This window comes from bacterium (genome assembly GCA_030646995.1).
Taxonomy (GTDB): domain Bacteria; phylum Patescibacteriota; class Minisyncoccia; order UBA6257; family WO2-44-18; genus JAUSKF01.
This window is the reverse complement of record JAUSKF010000006.1, coordinates 150,902-169,423: the sequence shown is the minus strand read 5'-3', so window position 1 is coordinate 169,423 and position 18,522 is coordinate 150,902. Positions and strand designations below refer to the sequence as shown.

At 46.3% G+C, this 18,522-nt stretch carries 25 protein-coding genes and 4 tRNA genes; 6 read left to right on the top strand and 23 right to left on the bottom strand.

Features of this window, described 5'->3' with window-relative positions:
• From Q7S83_04275 to Q7S83_04230, 10 genes are all read right to left on the bottom strand, one after another.
• Positions 1-434 (bottom strand): hypothetical protein (locus Q7S83_04275; protein MDO8467322.1); only part of this gene is annotated, 434 nt, incomplete at its 3' end.
• Positions 386-1,111, bottom strand: coding sequence for a hypothetical protein (locus tag Q7S83_04270; GenBank protein MDO8467321.1), 726 nt, complete (start codon positions 1,109-1,111; stop codon positions 386-388). The genes Q7S83_04270 and Q7S83_04275, both read right to left, overlap by 49 nt.
• A gap of 90 nt (positions 1,112-1,201) precedes the next feature.
• Positions 1,202-1,660 carry a hypothetical protein gene (locus Q7S83_04265; protein MDO8467320.1) on the bottom strand — a complete coding sequence of 153 codons (459 nt, stop codon included), beginning with the start codon at positions 1,658-1,660 and terminating at the stop codon, positions 1,202-1,204.
• Between the two features lie 4 nt (positions 1,661-1,664).
• Positions 1,665-2,165, bottom strand: a complete 501-nt coding sequence (locus Q7S83_04260) for a hypothetical protein (protein ID MDO8467319.1) — start codon at positions 2,163-2,165, stop codon at positions 1,665-1,667.
• Between the two features lies 1 nt (position 2,166).
• Complete coding sequence (locus Q7S83_04255; protein MDO8467318.1) at positions 2,167-2,559, bottom strand: hypothetical protein; 393 nt, start codon at positions 2,557-2,559, stop codon at positions 2,167-2,169.
• Between the two features lie 176 nt (positions 2,560-2,735).
• A tRNA-Trp gene (locus Q7S83_04250) sits at positions 2,736-2,806 on the bottom strand.
• A 95-nt stretch (positions 2,807-2,901) separates the two neighbouring features.
• A complete protein-coding gene (locus Q7S83_04245) occupies positions 2,902-3,456 on the bottom strand; it encodes a hypothetical protein (GenBank protein ID MDO8467317.1) in 555 nt (184 codons plus the stop codon).
• Positions 3,457-3,545: 89 nt separating this feature from the next.
• Positions 3,546-3,716, bottom strand: coding sequence for a 50S ribosomal protein L33 (gene rpmG, locus Q7S83_04240; GenBank protein ID MDO8467316.1), 171 nt, complete (start codon positions 3,714-3,716; stop codon positions 3,546-3,548).
• A gap of 181 nt (positions 3,717-3,897) precedes the next feature.
• Positions 3,898-3,969: transfer RNA gene (locus tag Q7S83_04235), tRNA-Thr, on the bottom strand.
• 66 nt (positions 3,970-4,035) lie between these two features.
• Complete coding sequence (locus Q7S83_04230) at positions 4,036-5,499, bottom strand: S41 family peptidase (protein ID MDO8467315.1); 1,464 nt, start codon at positions 5,497-5,499, stop codon at positions 4,036-4,038.
• Positions 5,500-5,582: 83 nt separating this feature from the next.
• Between Q7S83_04230 and Q7S83_04225 the strand changes: the two genes are divergently transcribed.
• Positions 5,583-5,666 (top strand) — tRNA-Tyr (locus tag Q7S83_04225).
• Between the two features lie 74 nt (positions 5,667-5,740).
• Positions 5,741-5,811, top strand: a tRNA-Thr gene (locus Q7S83_04220).
• Positions 5,812-5,849: 38 nt separating this feature from the next.
• Here the strand turns inward: Q7S83_04220 and Q7S83_04215 are convergent.
• The 6 genes from Q7S83_04215 to Q7S83_04190 form a co-directional block, all read right to left on the bottom strand.
• Positions 5,850-6,176 (bottom strand): hypothetical protein, encoded by a 327-nt coding sequence (locus Q7S83_04215; GenBank protein ID MDO8467314.1) that lies wholly within the window; start codon positions 6,174-6,176, stop codon positions 5,850-5,852.
• The gene (tsf, locus tag Q7S83_04210) at positions 6,176-6,619 is read right to left on the bottom strand and encodes a translation elongation factor Ts (GenBank protein ID MDO8467313.1); all 444 of its coding nucleotides are present in this window, start codon (positions 6,617-6,619) and stop codon (positions 6,176-6,178) included. Before tsf ends, Q7S83_04215 begins: the two co-directional genes overlap by 1 nt.
• 101 nt (positions 6,620-6,720) lie before the next feature.
• A complete protein-coding gene (gene rpsB / locus Q7S83_04205) occupies positions 6,721-7,506 on the bottom strand; it encodes a 30S ribosomal protein S2 (protein ID MDO8467312.1) in 786 nt (261 codons plus the stop codon).
• A gap of 56 nt (positions 7,507-7,562) precedes the next feature.
• Positions 7,563-7,994, bottom strand: a complete 432-nt coding sequence (locus Q7S83_04200; GenBank protein ID MDO8467311.1) for a hypothetical protein — start codon at positions 7,992-7,994, stop codon at positions 7,563-7,565.
• A gap of 12 nt (positions 7,995-8,006) precedes the next feature.
• The gene (locus Q7S83_04195) at positions 8,007-8,267 is read right to left on the bottom strand and encodes a hypothetical protein (protein ID MDO8467310.1); all 261 of its coding nucleotides are present in this window, start codon (positions 8,265-8,267) and stop codon (positions 8,007-8,009) included.
• Between the two features lie 146 nt (positions 8,268-8,413).
• The gene (locus Q7S83_04190) at positions 8,414-9,505 is read right to left on the bottom strand and encodes a glycosyltransferase (protein MDO8467309.1); all 1,092 of its coding nucleotides are present in this window, start codon (positions 9,503-9,505) and stop codon (positions 8,414-8,416) included.
• 20 nt (positions 9,506-9,525) lie between these two features.
• On the opposite strand from Q7S83_04190, the gene Q7S83_04185 reads away from it, so the two are divergent.
• Both Q7S83_04185 and Q7S83_04180 read left to right on the top strand, forming a co-directional pair.
• Entirely contained in the window at positions 9,526-10,113 is a 588-nt protein-coding gene (locus tag Q7S83_04185; protein MDO8467308.1) for a sugar transferase, read from the top strand.
• A gap of 26 nt (positions 10,114-10,139) precedes the next feature.
• The gene (locus tag Q7S83_04180; protein MDO8467307.1) at positions 10,140-10,661 is read left to right on the top strand and encodes a type II secretion system protein; all 522 of its coding nucleotides are present in this window, start codon (positions 10,140-10,142) and stop codon (positions 10,659-10,661) included.
• 324 nt (positions 10,662-10,985) lie between these two features.
• Here the strand turns inward: Q7S83_04180 and Q7S83_04175 are convergent, their stop codons facing one another.
• Entirely contained in the window at positions 10,986-11,588 is a 603-nt protein-coding gene (locus Q7S83_04175) for a hypothetical protein (protein ID MDO8467306.1), read from the bottom strand.
• A 56-nt stretch (positions 11,589-11,644) separates the two neighbouring features.
• Between Q7S83_04175 and Q7S83_04170 the strand changes: the two genes are divergently transcribed.
• On the top strand, positions 11,645-11,866 hold the full coding sequence (locus Q7S83_04170; protein ID MDO8467305.1) for a hypothetical protein: 222 nt from the start codon (positions 11,645-11,647) through the stop codon (positions 11,864-11,866).
• Positions 11,867-11,893: 27 nt separating this feature from the next.
• On the opposite strand, the gene secA is transcribed toward Q7S83_04170, so the two are convergent.
• Positions 11,894-14,263 (bottom strand): preprotein translocase subunit SecA, encoded by a 2,370-nt coding sequence (gene secA / locus Q7S83_04165; protein ID MDO8467304.1) that lies wholly within the window; start codon positions 14,261-14,263, stop codon positions 11,894-11,896.
• Between the two features lie 165 nt (positions 14,264-14,428).
• On the opposite strand from secA, the gene Q7S83_04160 reads away from it, so the two are divergent.
• Complete coding sequence (locus Q7S83_04160; GenBank protein MDO8467303.1) at positions 14,429-14,674, top strand: hypothetical protein; 246 nt, start codon at positions 14,429-14,431, stop codon at positions 14,672-14,674.
• Positions 14,675-14,990: 316 nt separating this feature from the next.
• Here the strand turns inward: Q7S83_04160 and Q7S83_04155 are convergent, their stop codons facing one another.
• From Q7S83_04155 to Q7S83_04135, 5 genes are all read right to left on the bottom strand, one after another.
• A complete protein-coding gene (locus tag Q7S83_04155) occupies positions 14,991-15,353 on the bottom strand; it encodes an HPF/RaiA family ribosome-associated protein (protein ID MDO8467302.1) in 363 nt (120 codons plus the stop codon).
• A 3-nt stretch (positions 15,354-15,356) separates the two neighbouring features.
• Positions 15,357-16,289 carry a UDP-N-acetylmuramate dehydrogenase gene (gene murB, locus Q7S83_04150; protein MDO8467301.1) on the bottom strand — a complete coding sequence of 311 codons (933 nt, stop codon included), beginning with the start codon at positions 16,287-16,289 and terminating at the stop codon, positions 15,357-15,359.
• A gap of 611 nt (positions 16,290-16,900) precedes the next feature.
• The gene (locus Q7S83_04145; protein MDO8467300.1) at positions 16,901-17,278 is read right to left on the bottom strand and encodes a hypothetical protein; all 378 of its coding nucleotides are present in this window, start codon (positions 17,276-17,278) and stop codon (positions 16,901-16,903) included.
• A gap of 111 nt (positions 17,279-17,389) precedes the next feature.
• On the bottom strand, positions 17,390-17,791 hold the full coding sequence (locus tag Q7S83_04140) for a hypothetical protein (GenBank protein MDO8467299.1): 402 nt from the start codon (positions 17,789-17,791) through the stop codon (positions 17,390-17,392).
• A gap of 89 nt (positions 17,792-17,880) precedes the next feature.
• Positions 17,881-18,294, bottom strand: coding sequence for a hypothetical protein (locus tag Q7S83_04135; protein MDO8467298.1), 414 nt, complete (start codon positions 18,292-18,294; stop codon positions 17,881-17,883).
• Positions 18,295-18,522 lie beyond the last annotated feature (228 nt).

Below are 18,522 nucleotides of genomic sequence, written 5' to 3'. Positions count from 1 at the left end.
TCCTGACCATAAGCGAAGTCGTCCTTCACTGCTACACCTCTTTCTTGCTGCCAAGCTTTAAAGGCCTGATCTGAATCCTGCGAACTTGGATAATTGCCCCCAATATAGCTTCCATCGGTTTTGAATATTCTCTCAAGGTCCGAAATCTGCCCAGAGCTTAACGGCTTACCCTGAAAATACCTGTAAGCCATATAGAAAGAAAGGGCATTTAATTTATTGCCCAACAAGTAGGAATAATAATCGATAGGATTCTCAATAAAAATATAAGCCGTGTTCCGCTTGATCCTGTATGGTTCGTAAATACTAATCGGGTAAGGCGCACCGGATGCAAACGCAAAAGAAGGCAAGACTAAAATCGCGAGGAGACTAAAAAGCAACGACTGCTTTAAAGTCCAAGATATGAAATTACGTTTTTGTATGATTCCGCTGTCCATTGATTGGGATTAAAAAGATAAACCGATCTGCCTCTCATATATCTACGAGGATTAAAATCAAGCTCATCCGTTGATAAGGCAATATTATCACTACATTTTGGATTACTCAAAAACCAGCTTCCCACGCTTCCCTTTTTGATTGCCAAAGAATCTTTGCCCATGCGATAAAACATGGGTATGGCCGCCTCAAAATTAGCATCGTCGAACCAGCTTTGATCTGAACACCACGAAGCCAAGGCCGTAATTAATATCTTAGTATTTGGTAGCTCGCTATCCACGATTTTTAGTAGTTCAGAGTATGGGGAATATTCGCTTGTTCTCGCTTCAAAATCTATATGACATTCGCGATAGGATTTGCAAATTTTAACGATGAAATCGGACATCAGAGAAAGATTAGACTCAAAGTTATTCGGGCTATCAAAGCTATCAATTCTTATGAGTGGGAAGGATTGTATGTCATCAGGTATTGAAAGTGGATTCCTTCTGAAATTAATCAGAGCCCTCTTATTTTTAATGACTACATCTCCGGCATAAAATACGACCGAAGTATTTGAGCTATTCTTAAGAAAAGAAAAATCCTCTGGGCGTTCCCATGCATATAAATAAATAGATTTGTTCGATAGTACAATGAGAATATTAATAGCTAGAACGCCGCCAATAAAAATAGGAATCATCAAAAGAAATATCCTCAGCGAGTGCTTCATGGGGTTAATGGTTTACTCTTCTGGATTCTCATCTTTTTGTCCACACTGCGGCAACTGGAGGTCTTAATTATCCATGTATGATTCAACGAATTCATCGTACTCTTCTTCTGATCCGCAAGTAGAGCGACTACCCGGACTTCCGTCCGATAATGTTATGCAAACAACTGGACCCCTGACCTCCGGAGTCATAGAGGAGAACGAACCATATTGCTTTCTCTCAAAAACATCATAAAGAGATTTTTCTGTTAAAAAGTTCCCATTTGAAAAAACCCGGGCTTGAATCTCTGAAAAGCACTTATTTAATTTTAAATTCCAATGGCTAGTATAGTCTGCAATATTAGAGTTAGTGCCTTCTTCGTCTTTAAAAAACTTTTCCGCTGCATCGGCGCACTTTTGTTGCTGTGCGATTTGTGTGTTGCGTAACGGCAAAATAATAAAAGAGTAGAACGTAGAAATTCCCAGCAGTATCGCCGCACAAGCTATCGCTACTTTGAACCAATTTTCTTTAATAAATTTTTCCATATTTTTATTTTGTGAACTCGCACTTCCCAGAAGATATTATTGTTCCCGTGCCAAGTGTTGCCACATCAACAAACTTGCCTTTATTGCCTAAAATGTCTCCCGTGGCAACCTTAAACAACATCGCTTGACCTTGTGATAGGACAAATTGCGTAAATTCTCCCGCCGGGTTTACTTTGACTGGATAAGGATCACATCCTTTTGCATCGCACCTAAAATATGTTCCGCTTTCTGTGCCGTAATCTACGAAATAGTAAGTAGCTGGAGCTGCGGGCGTGCAACTTCCACCGCTACAATCAAAACGACTTGTTGGGAAACAGGAAAGCTCCACAATATCTGCCATTGCAGAGTGTTGTGAGGATTCCTCATACGCCGCTCTTAACTCTTGGCTAGGAGGAATTGCTTCGATGATGGAGCTTTCCTGTTTAGGTGTGTTTTGTGAAGCAAAATAGATCGCTATACCGAGTGCGATAACCAATATAGCGATAATGGTGTTTTTCTTTTCCATATTATTGTTTTAGTTTTGCTATTTCCTGATAAAAAAGCTCCTCGGCATTTTCTGATATTCCCGCTGTAAATATGCCCCCTCCGAAAATATCGTCAATTGAATATATTTCTTTTGGATCAAATGTAGTAAGCAACACCCAAGCATAAAGGCAGGTGTTCAGCTTTGGGCTATACAATATTTCTTTAACGGAATAACTATCTTTCTCAAAAACTCGTCCGCTTTCCTTTATTTTTGTTTCTACCAAACTAGTATATTGAGAGCATTCTTGTCTTTTCTGAAATTCGTTTTTGCCTGCGATCTCTCCTGATTGCTTATCAAAATAGACAACTGCCAGAACTACAATCAAAACAAGAATTATCCCGCTCGCAATTTTATTTTCTTTAATCCAGTTCATAGTTTTTTATTTTATTTAACTAACAAGTAAACCTAGGCCTCTCGGTCTCTCGATAAGAAATGTAGTCTGCGGGGGCACTACGATTCGAACCGTCTCGGTCATCGAACTAGAATGGCTCTAGGATTCGAACAGGTTTTGAATTCAAATCTCGGTCTCTCGATAAAAAATGTAGTCTGCGGGGGCGTACGGATTCGAACCGTAATAGTCGGTTTTGGAGACCGAAGTCCTGCCGTTGGACGACGCCCCCTCCAATAAGCTATATCATACCGATTTTTCCACAAAAATCAAATAAAAACCCCGTAAGGGACGTAAAGCGAGTTTTGCTCGCCACGTCCCACGGGGCTATTTTTCTTCAGGCTTCAATTCCCTGACCTTTTCTACCAGCGTTTTCGTAATTTCTTTCGCGAATTCAGTGACTGCCCTCTGACGCTCTTCTTTTCCATCAACATCCAGAATGAAGGCGGTCTTTTCTTTCTTGAAAGTAATCACTTTCTGGTCGCCGCGGTAAATTTCAATCTTCGTGTAAACGGTGATCCAGATGAGTCCGTTATACGCCAAGGAAATCTTCATATGCAAAGGCTTGTCCTCGGCCGTGACCTGCTTCAAGGCGCTGCCGTCCACTTTATGAGTGGGGCATTCCACAAGCTCCATACCCTCCGCTTCGAATACCTTCTTCAATTCTTCCTTAACCCGCTTCTGATATTTAGGAAGTTTTTTACGATAACTCTTCATGATCTTGGAATCCTCCGGCATCTTTTTCTTAAAATCCGAATCATCATAAAGCTCGATGCATTCCCAACAGATTTGCGGCTTCTTCACTTCTTCGGGTTTGGGATCTTCGGCTTTGGAAGCAACGTAACTGGACAGACAAAACAGGGCGATGAGAATCTTCTTCATCTTGGCTCCTCTCAAATAACTTCTATTAGTATAACAAAACAGCCCGTGGAAGGCTGTTTGTTCTATGTCTCAAAAGCAATGCGCCCGAACTATCTCTTCGCTTCCTTATGAGGAGTGTGCTTGCGGCACCAATTGCAGAACTTTTTCAGCTCAATTTTACGCTCCACGAGCTTTTTGTTTTTGCGGGTATAATAATTCACCCGGGCACAGGTGCCACATTTCAATTTGATTAAATTTTGGGAAAACTTGGACGTTGCCATATTGGTAATAAATAATAGCCGATAAGCCTAATAAAATCAACTCTGAGCTGGTGGCGAGAACAAGGCCTCGGGTACTCGGCTCGAACACCTCCGCAGCACCCCGACCCCCGTCTCGGACACCTTCTGGTTTCCGAGAGCCTTCCAACACGGGGTGCTGCTATTCGATTCTCTGCGAAGTCTGAGCTGGTGGCGAGAATCGAACTCGCGACCTCTTTCTTACCAAGAAAGCGTTCTGCCACTGAACTACACCAGCACAATTGAATATTGTGAATTATAGATAAAAAAGGCCCCCGCGTAAAGCAGGGGTCGCGATTTCGTCTTACTTCTTAGTTCCAGTCAAAATCTCCTTCGCTTTTTCGATACAAGCATCTCTGCCATGTAGTACATCATCCTTAGTCGTCTTCACCTCATAATCAGGAATCACTCCAACGCCTTCCAAGCATTTTCCGCTGGGCAGATAAAGCTGTTGTTCACTGATGTGGATGGATGAGCCCATAAAACAACTGCGTTCGCTGGTGACCTCGACTGCTCCGGAACTCTTAGAGCCGACTATCTTGGCTCTTCCCGTCTCCTGCATCACGCCAGCGAAGATTTCCGCGGCGGAACCACTGTCTTTATCAATCAGAATGACCACCGGCACCTTAGTCCTGGGATCCCACAGTGAAAATCGGACTTCCTTTCCTTCTCTGCTATCGAGAGTAAAAAGCTCGGTTCTTTCCGGCAAGAAGCAGGAAAGGAACCAAACCAGAGCGTCCAGCGAGCCTCCCGGATTACCGCGCAAATCAATTATCATCCCGTCATGCCAAGCGCTAAAAATACCGGGGTCATGCGCCAAGAAGTTAATCCGATTGGCAAAAACATCCGTATCGGGAACGTATTTGTATGGCTCATCCTTCATGGACGGTCTACGTACAAAACCCCGAACCTCCAAATAGCACAACCGGTAATTGCCCTCCTGATATACCTTCGCTTCCGCGAAAGAATGCCGGACGGCGCCGCGAGTAATCGTGAACTTCATCGCTACATCCATCTCACGCAAAACTTCAATAACAACCACAGTGCCTTCCGGGCCGCGAATCATTGATGACAGCGCGCCAAGATCTCCAGTTGGTACTTTGCCGTCGACGGAAACAATCTTGTCAAACGGTTTCAATCCGGCCAATTCCGCCGGCCCTCCCTTAAGGACACCGGCGATATAGATAAAGTCTTCATCAATCTTGCTCAAAATAACACCGATACCCACAAACGACTCATCAATGGCGACGTTGGCCCGTCCTTTCGGATGCCAATCCGGATAAACGAAATAGGTGTGCGAGCGGCCGATTGAATTCAGCATCTTAGCCGCAGAAGCAAAAGCGAGATCATACGTCGGGACCTTATTCTGTTCCGCCAATTTCTCCGCGACCACGAACTGCTTGGCATATTCATAACGGGCTTCATAGCGAGCCGCGCTATCTCGAATCTTCGTGTACTGCCAGGAAAGATTCTTGGCCTTCATCTCTTCGGCGACGCCAGCCAAAGCCGCGTTAAACAAGTCGGAATAATCCAAATTGTGCGGAGCATAGTAGTAAGCGTCCAATTCATAAACAATGTCGCTCGCCAATCTGCTTTCCGGAGTAAGATCTTTGTGAAGATCAGCCCAGACGATAAACCAATCGACATCAATTCTGGAGTTATCCTCCGTCGGGGTACGACTCGTGCAGGAAGAACAAGAAACCAGAAGCAAACAGGTAAAAACGCAGGCAATCAACGAACGAACCAACGGGAGATGGAAGCGCTTCATGCGAACCTCCTGAAAATGTTAAAAATCTACCAAAATGGTATCACTTGCCTGTTACTTAGGCAATGTACTATCCTTGGGGGTGCGGGCAGGTGGCAGAGCGGTCAATTGCATCTGGCTGTAAACCAGACGCCTTTATGGCTACGGGGGTTCGAATCCCTCCCTGCCCACAAATTTTATCCGCCACTCGGCGGAAAAAATTTGCCCCGCCGTTGGCGGGGCTCGTCCGTCGGCAGACGGACTCGCCGGTGTAGCTCAATGGCAGAGCAACGCTTTTGTAAAGCGAAAACAGGTGTTCGATTCACCTCACCGGCTCAATCAAAAAATCCCCCATTTAGGGGATTTTTTGATGACTACAAAACGGTCTTATTTTGATCCTGGCTAGGGCTTTCCTCTGTCGGTTCTTTCGTTTTTTTACTCAACTTACCCAATCGGTCATTGATGAAATTATCAATTTTCATCATTATCACGCGAAATTTCCGCAAAAATTTAGCAATAAAAGAATTGAGCCGGTCGTCAATTGCCGACATCGGAATCTTCGACATCAATCGGTCTACCCAACTGGAACGCCTATGCGTGGAGACTTCTTCAGGAACTCTCGGAATCGCTCTAGCAATCATATAAATCACCAAGCCCAAACTGGAGAAAACTATTATTTGAAGAACGGAGCGAATCCACATTAGATTTCGTACCGGCAAAATTTGGAAACTTGAATATTCTCACCAATCTTAGCAATCGCGCCCTTAACCAAAGAATCAATAATAAGATTCGGGTCTTTTACATAAGGCTGCTGCAACAAAGCTTCCACATTTTCCGGATTCATCGCGGCAATATGCATCACCAAATTATGCGCCAACTCCTTAAAAGGCTCGGAGCGCACCACGAAGTCTGTCTCACAACGTAATTCTAAAAGCACACCAACTCGGCCGTTGTGAATATAGCTTTCCAATAAAGCGGCGCCCGTAGCCCTATCGGCTTTCTTCATGGCTTTAGTCAAACCACGCTCGTTGATAAGCAAAGCGGCTTTATCAAAATCACCACCGGCATCATCCAAAGCCCGCTTGCAGTCCATCATTCCTGCTCCGGTAGATTCTCTTAATTTTTGTACGTCAGCAGCTGCCATAGTTGTAGAATATTTTTATTATTTAAATATTTAAACGTTTAAATATCAAACTTAAATCCTCCAAGCTTACTAACTATACCAAACAACAAACAGACCGAAAACTACTTAGCGGGAGTCACTGTGCCTACGGCGGCCGGGCGCTCCTTCAAGCCTTCCTGCACCTTCGCCTCCAACTTAGCCAAAATCCAAGCAATGCTGTTGCGGGAATTATCGTTGGCCGGAATCGGGTACTCCACTATCTCCGGGCTAGTGTCGGTGCTCAAAATTGCCACCACCGGAATATTCATACGCTTGGCCTCACGCACGGCGGTCATGTGATCGTTCACGTTCACCACTATCACGGCATCCGGCTGGCGGGACAATCTCTCTAATCCCAAAAAGAAGCCCTCCATTTTTTCAATCTGCTTATCAAATTCCACCCGCTCCTTTTTGGTATATTTCTCCAATTTGCCGGTCGCTTTATTAACCTTCAAATTCATATAGTACTGAATGCGGGTAAGAATTGTTTTGAAATTAGTTAACGTGCCTCCCAACCAGCGCTTCACTACATAAGGATAGGAAAATTTCTTAGCAAATTCCTGCATCAAATCTTGAGAGGCGGGTTTAGTGCCAACCACTAAAACCAATCCGTCTTTCTTGGCGGTTTCTTTCAAAAAATCTCCGGCCTTATCAATTGATTCCATAGTCTTAGCCAATTCCAAAATCTCAATGCCATTGCGGGTTCCGAAAATAAAAGGCCTCATCCGAGGATGAGTTTTGGATTTCTTTCTTCCATACAAAACACCCGCCTTAACCATTTCTTCCATTAAGGTCTGGTCCATCGTTTGCTCCTGCGGAACTGAATCCTCTCCCGCTAAAGCCGTACTGTTATTATCTAACTCGGACATGATAGGTAGAAGTATATATAAAATTGGTGAAAAAAGTCAATAAAAAAGGAGGTCCGTTAGGACCTCCTGAAAAACTTCGTTATCGAGTCCCAGAGGCCGGTTTTCGCCGGCTGCCGAGGCCTCTTCTTCATGACCACCGGTAACTCCGGAATTTCCGGCCGCACAATAAGCGCCTCCAGCTGCTGCGGGATCTGCCTCGTCTTCTCCCGACAGTAAGCATCCGCCATCACGTCGGGCGGTACACCGAGCTTGTCCAGACAAAGAACCACCTCGCGGCAGATCGGACAGATCTGAATGTGCCACGATCTTTCTGCGTCCAACTTGACGCCGGCACCCACCTCTTCCCAGTCCCGAATTTCGGATTGAGAAAGGCAGGTCGTCACGTCGATCTTAGGCGCCGCCTCCAGACGATGGTCTGTCGTTCTTAATGGATCGTACACGGCCAACATCGGAACTGTTTTGTAATTCTTGTGACTCATTTCTTCCATCGCATTCTCCTCCTAGTTATTGGAGCTGAAGATCTTCCGGAAAAACCCGGCAAGCCTGCCAAGCAGACTCGGCCGCTTCTTCGCCTGGATCTCCTCCACCATGGGGGAGACGAGGTTCTTGCAAAAAGCGCAGATACCGACGTGGTACCTGACCTCCGGAGAAACGTCGGGCCAAGACCGAAGCTCGCCCCATCCGATACATCCCGGATTGGGGGCAATGGACATCCGGCGCGTTTCCCTTTCTCTTGCATGGATCCGTTCGGGTGTAATCATCCGACCATCCTCCTCTATTTTGATTTTTCAATTGGTTTAACTACTCCTGACTAAGTACAGTTTAGCATACTATTAGGAAAATGTCAATAGAACTATTTTGAGCCTGCCTACCGGTCAGGCAGGCCTATTTCCGGGCAAAAATCAGTCTAAATCAGACTCACAATCTCCCTCCTAAAATGCTCTTTTGAGAAACGTTGCGCAGAGGTAGCAATGGCTTTTCGGCTAAAACGTTTCCTCTCAAACAACTCCACCGCCCCAACCAAACTCTCCACGCTTTGCTGGGGAAAAAGAATTCCGGTCTTTCCATTCTCCACTATCTCTAACGCTCCCCCTTCGGCATAAGCAATCACCGGCGTGCCGCAAGCCTGCGCCTCTGCCGCCACCAAACCAAAGTCTTCCACCTGCGGGAAGATCAACGCTTTTGCTCCCGCGTAAAGTTTCCGCAAATCATTTTCGTCGTTCAAAAAACTTAGGAATTCAATATTGCCCACGCCCGCCGCCAGTTTTTTTATATTCTCCAGCTCCGGCCCGCCACCGGCTATTTTCAGCGGTAATCCCAATTTCTTAAACGCCTCCACCACCAAATCAAAACGCTTGTAGTGCAACACCCTGCCGATAGCGAGATAATACGGGTTCCGAATTTTCGGTTTTTCGCCTTCGTCATAATAAAAAACATCCATATCTACCGGCGGATAAACTACTTTCGCGGGGCGGCCATAATACTCCTTCACTTTTTTCCCGATGAATTTAGAATTCGCCAATAACACATCCGGCCGCTTTCCATATTTATAATCCCAATTCTTCAGATAATTAAGGATTGGCTTAGAAATTAGTAATTGGGAGTTAGTCATTAAGTTACCGAGGTATTCCTCCTGCTCCCATGCGTAGCGGAGCGGAGTGTGAATATAGGAAATATGCTTGGTGGTGAGGCGATTATAGCGGATTCCTTTCGCGAAGCCTGCGGTATCGGAAATTATCAGGTCATATTTATCTCCCAAATTCAGCGAGCGGGCCGCCAACGGCATAAACGGAATAAACCAGCGGTGATTGCGGCGGGCAAATTTAAAATCCAAAAAACTGGTCTTAACCACGCGGCTTTCAAAGCGGCCACCGGTTTTTTCCACGTCGTGAAGCAGGGTGTACACCGGAGCTTCCGGGAACATTTCCATTAAGCACTCCAACACCCGCTCTCCCCCGCCGTACTGATTTAGATAATCGTGCACGAGCGCAACTTTCATGAGAATGCTAAAATTATAATATGAACCGGCTAATAGACCTACTCGGCTCGGCGCTGGGATTGTTGATAACTGCGCCGCTTTACCCGATCATCTCGGCCGCGATTAGAGTTGAATCAAAAGGACCGGCCGTCATCCGCTTGAACCGGGTCAGCAACGGTAAAAAAATCCGGGTATTCAAGTTCCGTTCTATGTATGAAGGGGCGCACGAAATGAAAAGGGTGTTGAAGGTGCTCAATGAACGAACCGACGGCCCGTTCTTCAAAATGACCAAAGACCCGCGCGTAACTAAAGTCGGCCGCCTGCTCCGCAAATTCCGCATTGATGAAATCCCCCAGCTAATCAATGTACTGAAGGGCGATATGGCGTTGGTTGGCCCAAGACCACACGAACCGGAAGAAGTGGTGCACTACCCCAATGAGTACAAACACCTGATGCTCGCCAAAGCCGGGCTCACGGGACTATCTCAAGTAAGCGGCGCCTCCGGCCTGCCGTTTTTAAAAGAATTAGAACTCGACGCGCATTATCTAAAAAACAAATCGCTCGCGATGGACGCAAAAATCCTCGCCAAGACCGCGGCAATAATGTTCTTCGATCCGACCGCCGTTTAATTCGCCTATGTTATTATAAAAATACAATGAGAAAGGCGGGCGGTTTTACATTAATAGAGTTGCTATTGTACGTAGCCATCTTCGCGATGGTCGCCGGAATGTTCACCGGAATTTTGGTGATTATTTTGCGGGTTGAGGGACAGCAAAGCGGCTTAGTGGAAGTTTCCGAGCAGATGAATTTCGCGATGAACCGCATCCAAAGCCTGATCCGAGAATCCAATCTTTCCTCCGAACCGATCGTCGGCGTGCCGCCCTCTTTTACGCCGACCTCCTTACTGACGCTCGTCACCGCCTCCGGATCGCAAAAAATTGAGCGAGTTGGCACGGAAATTCTAGTGAACGGCACACCAATCACCACTGGAAAAGTTAAAGTAGGTAATCTGAAATTCACTAAGTATACGGTCACTAATCCCTCCGCCGAAGACATCCCCTCTCTGGTACCGATCCATACGATCGAGATCGAAATGACCGTTTCCAACTCCAACACCAACCCGCAAAACGAAGTCACCCGCACTCTCAAGTCTTCTGCCAGCCCTATCGCTAAATAAGAATTTTATAGTAAGCTTTCGTTAGAACTTTTAGGAGGATTTTTTGTGGAACCAAAGAACAAGATCACCGACGAACAGCGCAAGAAATATCGGGAAATTGATTGGTGCTGGGGTACGCAAATGCCCTGCATAATCTGTGAAAGATGCCTCTGCGAAGCCTGCCACCCCAACGGCCCGTGCATTCAGCCTGCAACCCAACCGCCCACATAGGGCGGTTTTTTACCTGTTGCTCAAAATTTTCAATTCAAAGAAGCAAAAAATTTTGTTTGCAACAGCAATCCCCAGCCGTAGCGAGGGATTACATTAACCTTTAGGCGAAGCAATTTAAAGTTTCGCTATCTTCCAAACACTGTAAGTAGTAAAAATAATACTAATAGAAGCGAGTCCCGAAAGGGCAAAAGCAATCGGCAGCATATTGGCGGCGAAATAATCTACGTTCGGTAATGCCAACAAGGAGACGCAGGTAGGAACGGCAGTAAGGAATAGACAGGTAATCAACAAATTAATTGCCGTTTTGCGGGTGTGCACCAGATTGCGGAAGATATTTTCTTTTTGCTGTAAAAAGTTATAAATCGTTTGCCCGGAAGTCCCCGTTCTTCGATGCCACGCCTCGATAAACTCCTTCAGCAACGCTTCCAGCTTCTTAAATTCTTCAAAGCCGAGGTCTTTTTCTTCAGGATCAAGCTTAGCGATTCCCTCTTGTAACGCCTCCAATAATTCATCTCCTCGCATTCCCTCAATGTGATGAATTTCCTTTTCCGGATGTAAATGAAACAAAAAGGACTTCACTAATCCCCGCTCTTTTTCCACGCGGTCGCTCACGCGGCTTAATTTATAAACAACAAAAGTAGAGACCAGAGCAATCATCGCCGCTAAGGTCTGCGGAATAGCGCTTAAAGTGTAGTACCAGAGTCCGAGTTCAGGCATTTGTTTTAGTATAGCAAAGGTGATATTATCTCCGCAGAACACAAACCAAGGAGGCGATGATGCGCTGGATTATTCGGTGGTTCCGGTCGCTACTGTGCAAGCATTCGTGGAATACGAAAGAAACAAAATTGGCGATATATCGCCGCCTCACCGAAGGGGAAAGAATCGAACAGTTGATTACCCACGAAGAATCCGGACCTCGTTTCGACAGAATGGAAACTGAAGTTTCTGCCACCTGCACCAAATGCGGATGGCATCGTGAGTACGTCAAAGACTAAACGCAAACCGCCCCATTCGGGCGGTTTTTATTTACCGTGACAGTGTTTATACTTTTTCGGCGATCCATCTTCCTTCTTTGATCCGCATGGACACGGATCATTTCTGCCAACTTCGCTGCCGGAAGTAGAATCCGCTTTTGGAATATTTGGCTGAGGAATTTGCGAATGGTCGTGGCCGGCATGCTCTTTCAACTTTTCCGCGTTCTCCACCATCCACTGATCAAATTCCGCCAGCAACTGCTGGAACAATAGATGACCTTCACGGCGGTATTCAACAAGCGGATCGTGCTGGCCATAAGCGCGTAGGCGCACAGATTCAGCAAGCGCTTCCATATTCTCCAAATGACTCATCCAGAGCATATCGAACATTCCCAAAATTTGCGGGTGGCTTTTCTCCAACAATAAATCCTGCCTCTTTTTATAAATCGCCAAACGCTGCTTATTCATTACGTCGTCGTAATCCAATAAATGTTTGCGGGCGTCAAAATTGAAACCCTCCACTTTTGATTGAGCCTGCGAAACCGAACGAGTCACCAACTTCGCGCTGATTGGCATGTCTTCCGGCACTTTCAACCACTCCATCATTGAGCGAATTCTTTCTCCGCCGAAAATTCTCATCAAATCGTCTTCCAGCGACAAAAAGAATTGCGAAGAACCCGGATCTCCTTGGCGGCCCGAACGACCACGCAACTGATTATCAATACGACGGGACTCGTGCCGCTCGGTGCCGATTACGTGCAAACCTCCCGCGTCTTTTACTTTTTGCGATTCGGTAATATCCGGAGGATTTCCACCTAAGATAATATCCACACCGCGGCCGGCCATATTCGTGGCCACTGTTACCGCTCCGGCCCTTCCAGCCTGCGCGATAATGGCGCCTTCCCGCTCATGGTTTTTTGCGTTCAACATTTCATGCTGAATTCCGGCATCCCGCAAAGCCTTGGAAAGCTCCTCATTTTTCACAATCGAAACCGTGCCAATCAACACCGGCTGGCCTTTTTTCTGCCGCTCTTTTACGTCAGCGGCAATCGCCAAATATTTTCCGGCGGCTGTTTTGTAAATCAAATCCGGATCATCTTTGCGCACCATCGGCCGGTTCGGCTGAATGCTGTTTGCCTCAAGTTTATAAACCTTATCGAATTCTTCCGCAGAGGTCTGCGCCGTACCGGTCATGCCGGCGAGTTTTTTATACAAACGGAAATAATTTTGGATAGAAATGGAAGCGTAAGTCCGGGACTCCTGCTGAACTTGCACGCCTTCTTTCGCTTCTATCGCCTGATGTAATCCGCCGGAATAGCGGCGACCCAGCATCAACCGGCCAGTGAATTGATCCACTAGAATAATTTCGCCGTCCTTCACCACATAATCCTTATCCCGCTTGAATAAAGCCCTCGCCTTCAAACTTTCATTGAGATAATGTGTAAGCCGCAAATTTTCCGGAGAATAAATATTCTGCACATTCGCCGCTTTCTCTACTTTGTTAATTCCTTCATCAGTAATTTCAATCGTGCGGATTTTTTCATCTTTAATGTAATCCACGCCATCTTCTAATCCCTGCACTAAGCGGGCAAAGGTTTTGTAGTAATCGCTGGAAGCAGTATCGGGGGCGGAAATAATTAAAGGCGTGCGGGCTTCATCAATTAAAACGCTATCGACTTCGTCGATGATTGCGTAATTTCTCTCTCGCTGTACCTGCTGATCAGTGGAATAAACCAAATTATCACGCAGATAATCAAAACCGAATTCATGATTGGTTCCGTAGGTGATGTCTGCGAGATAAGCCTCCCGGCGGCTCACAGGACGCAAATAATCTTCCTGCACCAAAAAACTTCCGGTAGTATCGCGCTCTTTATCCAGCAAAGCCGATTCTTGGTTCTTGCCGCGGAATTCCGGGTCATACATTTTCGCTCCTTCATGAATCAGGCAGGCGATTTTCAGACCGAGCGCGTGATAAATCTGACCCATCCAGACTGCGTCACGCTTCGCCAGATATTCATTGACGGTAATCACATGCACTCCTTTTCCGGAAAGAGCGTTTAAATAAACCGGAGCGGTAGCCGAAAGAGTTTTACCTTCGCCCGTGCGCATCTCGGCAATCTTTCCCTGATGTAAAACCATTCCGCCCATCAACTGCACATCAAAATGCCGCTGATTCAAAGTCCGCTTGGCGGTTTCCCGCACCAACGCAAAAGCCCGAGGCAGGGCCTCGTCTAAAGTCATCCCGCCAGAGGCGGGCAGGCTTTCCTTCTGCTGGATCAAGCGCTTCAAAGAATTACTCTCCTCAAGCAATCGCTCGCTGGAAAATTCTTTTATTTCCGCCTCCAAAGCGTTAACCTCCGCCACCTTCAAACGAAGCGCTTTATCGGATTTGAACAGCTTATTTATCCACTGAAACATTGGCTTATTATAGCGCTTTTTGGCTTATTCCGCCACGTCTAATCGGTGGGGCGTTTTTATTTCTCATCCCGTTTTCCCAAAGCAATGAGGCCGAGCAGTTGACAATAGGAACAAAAAAGAGCAACGTGATATTAGTGATTCGAAGGTAACCCTAGGAGGTGGGAGATGAATGCAACCATGGAAACCCCAAAGCTCGGTAAGCCGACGGTTGAGCTGATCAATCGCATCTGGGACCAGCTCGAAAGAATTTTCGGACAAAAGGCTCGCGATCCTGAATTTCTCAAGAACTATATTACAGTTTCTGATACCAGCCAGCCCGACGGACGTCGACTGAAAAATCATCACGATTTGGTTGGTAAGCTCTTGGAACTTAAGGAGGTGAATAAAGTGAAAGCTGACGACAGAGAATAAAAGAAAAACCCGCGCGAAGCCCCCACTTTGCTATAAAACTCCGCAGCGATGCGGAGATTTTTTATTTAGTACGAGGCTTTGAGGGCGCAGATGTAGACTCTACTTCCAGTCCGAGAAACGAAGTAATAAATAATAAAATCCCGCATCCCAGAGGGTTGTGGTTAAAATTCTTTATTTCTATGTCGTCGAATCATGGGCATAGAGTCTATGCCTCAAAATTCGTCTCCTCGAAATAAAGAATTTATACCTCACAACGCTGCTAGAGCCTTATAGCAAAGTGGGGGCTGGGGCTTTTATTCTTTTAGCCTTTGTTTGGCTAATCTTTACCTCGCAATTTTCTTAATTTTTCCTGACTTCCGGAATCTTGTGGCCGCCCAAGCGCGCCCATCTTTTTGATTTCCGATTTCATTCTATCCACCACATCATCAATGCAAACTCTCGGATCAGAGCCCTCACAAGCGACTCGCAATGTCTTGCCATCTACTACTAAATTACACTCGGCGTGATACACGTCTCCTTTTTGATGATGGTTAGTATTGCGGGCTAGCTCCACATCCGCTAACACCGAATCTCCATCAGTTCTGCTTAAGAACTTTCCCAAAGTCACCATGGCATCCTCAATATAAGTCTTGATAGCTAAAGTCGAATCCAATCCGGTGAATTTAAGGTTTAATTTCATAGCTTAAACATAAATTACTTCCTCCTCTAAATCAACGCCAAACTTTTCCTTCACAGTAGACTTCACAACTTTTATCAACGCCTTCACGTCCTCAGCGGTCGCCCCGCCTAAATTAATAATAAAATTCGGATGCTTTGGAGAAACCATCGCCTGACCAATCTGCTGATTCTTTAATCCGGCCTCGTTGATCAAATGGGCCGTCGGAATTACGGGGAAAGGATCGGTTTTGATCACCGCCTTGCAGGCCTCCACTACCTCCGCCGAAGCCTTATGCACGTCTACGTTTTTAAAAATACTCCCGATATTAGGATATTCCAAAGGCTGACGGTCTTGGCGGTATTTTATTTTTTCATCAATCAGTTTTTTTATTTCTGCCGAATCTCCGGGCGTCAATTCAAATTCCGCCTCCAAAACAATCTCATGGCCGTCGTTGATTTTGAAAACGCTATTCCGATAACCAAATTGACAGGCCTCCCGATTTCTTTTCGTCAGATTCGGCTCAGCATCACGGATATCCAAACTGACCACTTCTTTAATATTATCTTTCGTCTCCCCGCCGAAGGCTCCGGCATTGCCCCGCACCGCTCCGCCGACCGTGCCGGGAAGGCCTCCCGCCCACTCAAAACCAGAAAGAGAATTTTCTATCGCGAAATTCAGCAGGTCGGCCATCAACACTCCCGCTCCGGCCAAAATTAAATTCCCTTCGCGCCGTAGTCCCCCAATCTCCGGCTTTATTACTAGGCCCTCAAACCCGGCGTCATTGATTATTAAGTTGGTGCCGCCACCGAGAATAAATATCTTCAACTTTTCCACCCTGGCTTTTTTCACCGCCTCGGTTAATTCATCAACTGTTTTGGGCGCAAAAAAATAACGGGCCGGCCCGCCTATCTTGTAGTTGCTGTATTCTTTTAAGCTGACGTTTTCCTGGAATTGCATCTAGCTTCAATCTAAACGATTTTTGCCATTCAGCCAAACCGCTATATAATGATTTAGTCGGCTCTCTGATGAGCTGTATGGACGGCACCAGCGGTCTTTGAAAACTATAGCTCTCGGCGCGTTGCGCCACTTTTCTTTATAGGCCTTCTCGTGGACTGCATGGACGCGCACTCACTCAACACAAATTGTATTGGAGGTCACCACATGCAGTCCACAAGGCGGCTTATTGATAATGCGATTATGCGCGGCGCGCGATTGATAGCAATAGACTCTATTGCAAAATCGCGCAACAAAGCAGAATTGCATTATTGGCGCAACCCAACGGGGCATCAAAATTTTTATCTCATAGCTGCGCTTTTCGCCCTGGGAGTAGAGTCTACACCTGCGGCCTCAAAGCATCGCTCTGAAACAAAAATTTGGATGCCGCGCCAGAGATTATAGTTTTCAAAGACCGCCGGACACAAATTGTATTGGAGGTCACCACATACAGCTCATTAGGGAGCGGAACGAAAATCGGGCTTTACCGCCCGGTTTTTTTATATAAAAAATCCCGCACATAACTTATGTACGGGACGCGTCCGCCCGAAGGCGGATATTGCTATTATCGCGACTCATTCTTGTTCTTTCGTATCTTTAGAAAAACGCAACATATAACTACGGTTAGTCGGTTTATAGCGCAACCGATAATCCGGATTGCCATTCGCCCAATCAGCCAATTCTATATCGCTAAACTCCATACCTATGGAAACAACATTCGTTTGGTCTCCATGCAAATAGACGGGAGCGCTGGAAATCCCGCGCCACACAAACACAACTTTGGTGTGAACAAACTCTCCCGAGCTCATCAATTTAACCGATTCAACCGAGACGGAAATGCGTTGCGGCATCGGATCCGGGTCATTTTCCGGATCATAGACGAGCTTCTCCGCGCATCCGATGAGCCCTAAAAATAGTGCGACCACCAGCGCTACAATCGCGAATCTCTTCACAATAGCCTCCTAATGAGTCAACTAGATGGTAAATGATTTTTACTTTCTAGTCAAAAAAATCCCCGCAACCCGGTGCCAAATATATTTGGCACCGGGCAATGCGGGGTGACTTCATTTTTTGGGATCTCCGGGGACTATCAAGTTCTTCGAAAAATACAGCAGGCGGGGAAAGTCGAATGGCCTATAATCCAGCTGATAAATATAGTCAGATCTGTCTCCTCTATAGTAAAGATCCCAGATAATGCAGTTTTCAATCACCTGACCGACGCGTACGCTCTCCCGCTGATCTCCGAAAATATAGATGGGATTGCTGGCGGCTCCGCGCCACACAAACACCACCTTAGTCAGCTTCACTGAAACATCCTTAGTCGGATACTCCACCAGCTTAACCGTCACCGAAATCTTCGGTGGCGGATTGGCCGGATCAATCGGCTCTTCGCGCATCGTCTGTGTCGGATCCTCATGCGTTGTCTGCATACGACAACCGGCGAACAGAATAATCGATAACAGCATCGGACTCTTCATGTCTGCCTCCTCTTAAAAACTGAATAGATATTAGCGAAATACTATGGCTTTGTCCAATAAAAAATCCCACACATAACCTATGTGCGGGACGGGTCCGTTTTAGGGCGGACGGGACGATCTTTGGCGTCCCATCGGAAAATAACCGGATATTTCTGACCACCCACATGCCAGAGATATTCAACTTCAAGGATGTACCTATTATCTTCGGTGGAGGTAATGGAGATCAGTTCGATCTCCACCGTGTCGCCCTCGTGAACAGAATCAAAGGTGGCCTTATCTACGCTCAATTCCACAAATCGCTCCCTTTGCTCAAACACCACAACATAAGATTCGCCACTCTGATCTTCGCCAGTCTCATCACTGCTCCAAACATCGACAATGGTTGCCTTATCGGGATCAGGAAAGTTCCACGGCTTCCTGAAACTGCCGGCGCACCCCGCAAGCCCGAACGCCAGCGCTGCAACCAACATCAGCTGAGCAATCTTATGCATACGGCCTCCTTCCTTCTTGTAAACCTCAGCCGCGATGCTAGAAATTTTTGTTCACAGCGAGACGCGAGGCTTGGAGAATAGAAATCTATCTCCAAGCCGAGCAACAATGCTGTGAGCTAAAATTTCAGCATCCCGACCGGGTTGGGGTTAAAACTCCAGGCAACGTCGTCATTCGTCGTTGCCGTAGAGTCTACGACTGCCTCCTCCCTCCTTGTATCCTGGAGTTTT